Genomic DNA, 6,165 nt, shown 5'->3' with positions numbered 1-6,165 from the left:
AATATATGTTACGTTCTTAGTGATCGTTGATGTCTTTCCTTGATTGTGCTGTGCTTCCTGAGTAGGGTTTGCCTTCCTATTGTGTTGGGATGGGGATATCATTTATAAAATCCTCGGTTAATTTAAAAAATATCTACCTTTGTTGACAGATATTGATAAATATACCGATTTTCTATACAAAACTTTTGCAAAAAACGCTCATTTAATAAACTGAGTTAATCCTCAGGAGCATGATGTTTTTTGCTTTCATCGATTAAATGCAGTATACCGCGCAGGATATGGAGTTCGACAGTCTCAAGGCGGGCGCGGGTAAACAAGCGTCGTAATTTAGTCATAATTTGCCCTGGGTGAGCCTGGCGGATAAAACCAATATCGCCTAAAACTTGTTCTAGGCATTGATAAAAACGTTCAAGATCTTCATTCGGTGGGTAGAGCGCTGTTTTTTGTTTTACTGCACAGGAGGGTAAAGAGGAGGGTAAGTTTGAAGGGGGCTCGGTCACTACCCTTGTTGCATCGAGCCAAGCGTTTCGTATTTCATAAGCAATAACCTGTACTGCCATCGCGAGATTAAGTGAGCTGTATTCGGGATTGGTGGGGATCTCGACATGGAAATGACATTTTTGTAATTCATGGTTGGTTAAACCTGAACGCTCACGACCAAAGACCAATGCCACGGGCGCAAAGTGAGCTTCAGAGACGCTTTTAACACCGCACTCCCGCGGGTGTAACATTGGCCACGCATGGGTGCGTGAGCGGGCACTGGTTCCTATTATTAGCGAACATTCTGCTACCGCTTGATCCAAATTATCAACAATCTTTGCCTTATCGATAACATTGCTGGCTCCTGCCGCCAACGCAATGGTATGAGAATCGATTTTTTCCAGTGGATCCACCAGATATAACTCGGTTAATCCCATCGTTTTCATCGCTCTCGCCGCAGAGCCGATATTCCCAGGGTGTGAGGGTTCAACTAAGATGATGCGGATGTTGTGTAGCATATGCGGTTTTGCCAGAAGTCTGTTGCAGATAATGGCATTTTAACACAGACCCCTGTTATACTGCGCCACTTCATTTTTTGTTCCTTAACATCCTAGTGGAAAAGACCCATGCACCCGATGCTGACTATCGCTATACGCGCTGCACGTAAGGCCGGCGATTTCATTGCCAAATATTATGCTGAACCCCAGGGTTCAATCAAAACGAATAAAAAAAACAGCAACGACTTTGCTGTTGATAAGAGTGCAGAGCGGCTGATTATTGACGTGATCCGTCGTTCTTATCCCAGCGCCAGTATTATTAGTCAAAAATGCCCTGCGTTAAATGGTGGGGATAATGAGACGCAATGGATTATTTCATCGCTGGGTGAAAATAGTAATTTTACTAAACGCCTCCCTCACTGTGCCGTCTCTATTGCTGTTCGTATAAAAGAACATACTGAAGTTGCCGTCATTTATGATGCCATACGTAATGAATTATTTACTGCTGTCCGCGGGCAAGGCGCTCAACTTAACAGTTATCGTTTACGCATTCCTGAATATAAAAATTTAGCGGGCACTACGCTTGCCGCCGGTATTTCTATCAAAGCAAAGTCGCATTCCCATGTCTATTATAATTTGCTAAGCCAACTGTCTTTTCAATGTGACAATATCCACAGCTCAGGTTCATCCGCGTTAGATTTAGCCTATATTGCTGCCGGACGTGTTGATGGTTTTTTTTCGATAGGTTTGTCACCTTGTAGTTTTGCTGGTGGTGAATTACTGGTTCGTGAAGCAGGGGCGCGAGTAACCGATTTTGTCGGGGGCGATAATTATTACTACTCCGGTAATCTTGTGGTGGGGTCTCCGCGCGTGGTTGAGACAATGCAGCAGATAATGGATAAAGAATTGACCGCGGCGTTGAGATGTTAATGTTCCATTTTTTTATTGATACCCTTCGTCTTTCAAGTTACGGCGGCGTTGTTGATTGTGGTATGAAAAACAAGAGTAAATTACTCTAGATTATATACAGTGAGTTGTAAACCAATGTAAAAACGACGCCTTAAACCGCCTCAATGTATCCTTTTTGCTATGCTTATATCTGTAAAAATAAAAACCGTTTTTGCAGAAGGCGATATGAGTCTAGACACCTTTCCAGTGATTAAATTATCCAATCAACAGCGGCGATGCCGCGCGTTGTTGATGCTTTTTTCACCTATGTCTGCAGTGCAGTTAGAGACGATAAGTCGTTTCAATGGTGTTGCTCCTACGGTGAGTCGACAGGATATAGCACAGATTTCTGATGAAATTAATCAATTATATCACCTGGATATTTGTATCCAGGCTAATAATTTTTGCCAAATCGAAGGAAAATTATTGGATAAAAGATTATGTCTGATTGATTGCTTGCGTCGCGGGTTACGTTACTGTCCTGAATTTATTGATAACTATTTTTCTGTTGATCTCTATCGCGCCCTGGCGTTGGAATTACACCAGGTGAATAACTGGTTAAAACCACAATTACAGAAAATAATGGAGTGTTGTGAAAAGTTACTCGCGCAACCTTTTAGTGAAAGAGATCGCCGGTTTTTACCGATTTATATTTTTTATTGTGCTTGGGAGAATCAACAGCAACGTAGCTTACATTTAAAAACAAATCAGCGGGATTGGCTGAATAAAAAGCGAGAACGCGCTGCTGCTAATATCTTATTTCATTCAATCAATCCGCTGTTACCGACGCCTTTAGCGACCATTGAACGAGATATGATCATTCTGATGCTGACGATGCTAAAAACGCATAATTATAGCAATAGCAACTCAGTGGAAGACATTCGTTTAATGAATTCTGTTCATAATATGATCTGTCGTTTTCAACGATTTTCAGAGGTGTCGTTCAGTAACAAAACCGCTTTGGCAAGTCAGCTGTACTCTCATCTTGCCCCGGCTATTGCACGTTGCTATTTTAATATTGGCGTTGATAATCTGTTGTTAGATAGAATTACCAGTAAATATCCACGTTTATTGCGAACGACGCAGCAAGCGCTAGTCGATTTTGAGCGAGAGTATCAAATCGAATTTTCATCAGAAGAAATAGGCTTGATCGCGATTAGTTTTGGCGCATGGTTGATGCAAAGCAATGCGTTGCAGGAAAAACAAGTGCTTTTGTTAACGCGAGATAATTCACAACTCGAAGAGGAATTAGAACGGCAAATTCGCGAATTGACGATATTGCCGCTCCATATTAAGTATTACCCCCTGGATAAGTACCTTCAATGCGATACACCTCCGGATGATGCTTTAGTCATAACGCCCTATTTTGTTTTGTCCCCGCCTTTAACCTCTTCTTTGATACAAGCGTTACTTCCCTTAACGAAACAGCAAAGCGAGCAAATTCGGATGTTGTTGGAAGCGCCTCAACATCCGACATCAAATTCATTGGGTGTTGGCGCTTAAGTGCTTCATCACGCTTTATACCCTTCGCCTTTGAAGCTGCCGCGTTGTTGACAGCGAGCCCTCGCCTGAATCACGTAGTTTGTCTACGCTCATCGGGTCTCACGCTCTGGCCGCCTAGCGGCAACTTCAAGGGCTGTGGGTATAGCCTCTTTTTTGCTTTCGGCGATAAGTGCCCCGATGCCACCAATAGCCCCCATCAAATTACTGGCTTCCAGTGGCATCATGATAATTTTACTGTTATTGGCAGAGGCAATATTTTGTAAGGCATCGGTGTATTTTTGCGCAACAAAGTAATTGACGGCTTGGATATCTCCGGCAGCGATAGCTTCTGATACCAGTTTTGTCGCTTGGGCTTCTGCTTCTGCGGCTCTCTCTCGTGCTTCTGCTTGTAAAAAGGCAGATTGGCGTTCTCCTTCCGCTTTTAAAATCTGTGATTGTTTTTCCCCTTCAGCCCGTAAAATGGCTGCTTGCCTGACCCCTTCTGCTTCCAGAATATCGGCTCGTTTAGTTCTTTCTGCTTTCATTTGTGCATTCATTGCCGAGACGAGCTCCGCTGGGGGACGAACATCACGGATTTCAATACGTGTGATTTTGACGCCCCAGGGATTGGTTGCTTCATCGACAATATGCAGTAAACGGCTATTGATATTGTCACGTTGCGATAGCATTTCATCCAATTCCATCGAGCCTAATACTGTCCGAAAGTTAGTCATGGTTAAATTAACGATTGAGAGCTCTAAATTACTGACTTCATAAGCCGCTTTCACCGGATCAATGACTTGAATAAAGCAAACGGCATCAATAGCAACATTAGCGTTATCGCGCGAGATAATTTCTTGCGAAGGAATATCTAACACTTGCTCCATCATATTAATTTTACGACCGATACGGTCGACAAAAGGGACAACGATATTTAAGCCAGGCATCAGCGTTTTGGTATAGCGCCCAAAACGCTCGACGGTCCATTGATAACCTTGAGGCACAATTTTTACAGCGTAGAGTACCCCGATAATGGTTAGCATGATAATAATAGGGAGAATGCTTAACATAGTTTGTCTTCCTGTTTGACAAGGGATTGATTTTTATACAATGACAGTTCTTTCTCTATCCATTCTAGACCACTTCGGTATTCATCAGGGAGTAAAGGCGCGAGCGTTGTCAATGTGGTATAGAGCTGTTGCATTGGAGGGGGCATGCAAATTCAAATGACCCACTTTACGCCCAGGGTGTATGTCTTTTTCATACCAGTGTAAATGGAGTAGTGGTAATGTTAGCCATTCCGTATTCACTGGAGTGCCGATCAGGTTGATCATCACTGATTGCCCGCTGACAACCGGTGTCGGTAAGGGTAAATCAAGAATGGCGCGTAAATGCAGTTCAAATTGGCTAATAGAGGCGCCATTTTGTGTCCAATGACCACTGTTATGAACACGGGGAGCTAACTCATTAATCAGCAGTTTATCGTTGTCAATAAAACATTCCATCGCCATCACCCCGACATACTCGAGTTTCTCCATAATGGCGGACAACATGCTTTCGGCCTGTTGCTGCCATTTTGCTTTGGCCTGAGGCTGGAGAATACTCACACGCAGTATCCCGTTTTCATGCCAATTATCGGTCAGTGGATAAAAAACCGTTTGTCCTTGACGATTACGTGCTCCAATCAGCGACACTTCAGCAGAAAAATGGATGCCTTGTTCAACAATGCATTTACCGTATATATCTTGTGGCAAATCGATTTGACCATCAGCGGCTAAACGCCATTGGCCACGGCCATCATAGCCTCCAACGCAGCGTTTAACGATGGCTAAATCACCAAATTGCGCGAACACTTGTGGCCATTGCTCGGCATTCTCCAATAAGCGCCAGGGGGCTGTTGCTAAACTCAGGCTATCAAGCAATTTTTTTTGTGTTTCGCGATCGGCTAAAAGTGGAAAAACAGTACGATTAACAAAGGCCTTTTTTTCAGCCAATTGGCGGGTTAATTCGGTTTCAGGCCAACGCTCAATTTCAGCAGTAATGACACTTTCTTCATGAGGTACATGCTCTGGCCTAGCATCCAAACCAATAGGGTAAACCTTGATCCCCAGAGGCTCACCGGCCTGACGTAACATTCGTCCTAATTGACCGTTTCCCAGTACGCAAACCGATTTCATATTTTTGACCTCGGATCGGCGTTTTCCAAGATGTTATTAGTTTGTTTTTGACGCCAATCGGTTAATCTGATGGCCAATTCGTTATCTTGCAGTGCTAAAATTTGCGCCGCTAACAAGGCCGCATTGGCGGCTCCTGCCTTACCAATTGCCAGTGTTCCTACCGGGATCCCCCGTGGCATCTGTACAATGGAATAGAGACTGTCGATGCCGTTTAGTACTGCGCTTTGGATCGGAACGCCGAGTACAGGTACTAACGTTTTCGCCGCTAACATCCCCGGTAAATGCGCTGCGCCGCCGGCTCCGGCAATGATGACATCAAATCCGTTTTCTTTAGCGCTATTGGCAAAGCTAAATAATTTGTCTGGAGTGCGGTGGGCTGAGATGATTTCGACATGAAATGCAATCTTCAGGTCGTCGAGTTGCTCGGCAGCACATTGCATTGTCGCCCAGTCACTTTTTGATCCCATGACGATTGCGATTTTAGCCTTAGCCGGGTTAGTCGAATCGAGATTGGTTGGCATGGAAGGAGGCTCCTTGTTTATATTAATGTATACCCTTTGCCTTTGAAGTTGCCTTCGGCT

5 protein-coding genes and 1 pseudogene are annotated in these 6,165 nt (G+C 44.0%); 2 read left to right on the top strand and 4 right to left on the bottom strand.

The annotated features are described in order from the left end of the window. Positions 1–215: 215 nt before the first annotated feature. On the bottom strand, positions 216–998 hold the full coding sequence (trmJ, locus tag REG_RS08765; RefSeq protein ID WP_006705316.1) for a tRNA (cytosine(32)/uridine(32)-2'-O)-methyltransferase TrmJ: 783 nt from the start codon (positions 996–998) through the stop codon (positions 216–218). Between the two features lie 108 nt (positions 999–1,106). Here trmJ and suhB point away from each other — a divergent pair, with 108 nt between their 5' ends. Continuing rightward, the gene (gene suhB, locus REG_RS08760; RefSeq protein ID WP_006705315.1) at positions 1,107–1,907 is read left to right on the top strand and encodes an inositol-1-monophosphatase; all 801 of its coding nucleotides are present in this window, start codon (positions 1,107–1,109) and stop codon (positions 1,905–1,907) included. Positions 1,908–2,111: 204 nt separating this feature from the next. Next, positions 2,112–3,428 carry a stationary phase inducible protein CsiE gene (gene csiE, locus REG_RS08755; RefSeq protein WP_176603504.1) on the top strand — a complete coding sequence of 439 codons (1,317 nt, stop codon included), beginning with the start codon at positions 2,112–2,114 and terminating at the stop codon, positions 3,426–3,428. Between the two features lie 89 nt (positions 3,429–3,517). On the opposite strand, the gene REG_RS08750 is transcribed toward csiE, so the two are convergent. The 3 genes and pseudogenes from REG_RS08750 to purE all read right to left on the bottom strand — a co-directional run bounded on the left by REG_RS08750 (position 3,518) and on the right by purE (position 6,105). Further along, entirely contained in the window at positions 3,518–4,477 is a 960-nt protein-coding gene (locus REG_RS08750) for an SPFH domain-containing protein (protein WP_006705313.1), read from the bottom strand. Further along, positions 4,471–5,584 (bottom strand): annotated as a pseudogene (gene purK, locus REG_RS08745) (5-(carboxyamino)imidazole ribonucleotide synthase). Before purK ends, REG_RS08750 begins: the two are co-directional and overlap by 7 nt. Continuing rightward, a complete protein-coding gene (gene purE / locus REG_RS08740) occupies positions 5,581–6,105 on the bottom strand; it encodes a 5-(carboxyamino)imidazole ribonucleotide mutase (protein ID WP_006705311.1) in 525 nt (174 codons plus the stop codon). Before purE ends, purK begins: the two are co-directional and overlap by 4 nt. Between the last annotated feature and the right edge of the window lie 60 nt (positions 6,106–6,165).

It is taken from the genome of Candidatus Regiella insecticola LSR1 (assembly GCF_000143625.1).
Classification (GTDB): domain Bacteria; phylum Pseudomonadota; class Gammaproteobacteria; order Enterobacterales; family Enterobacteriaceae; genus Regiella; species Regiella insecticola.
This window is presented reverse-complemented; position numbering and strand designations above follow the sequence as displayed.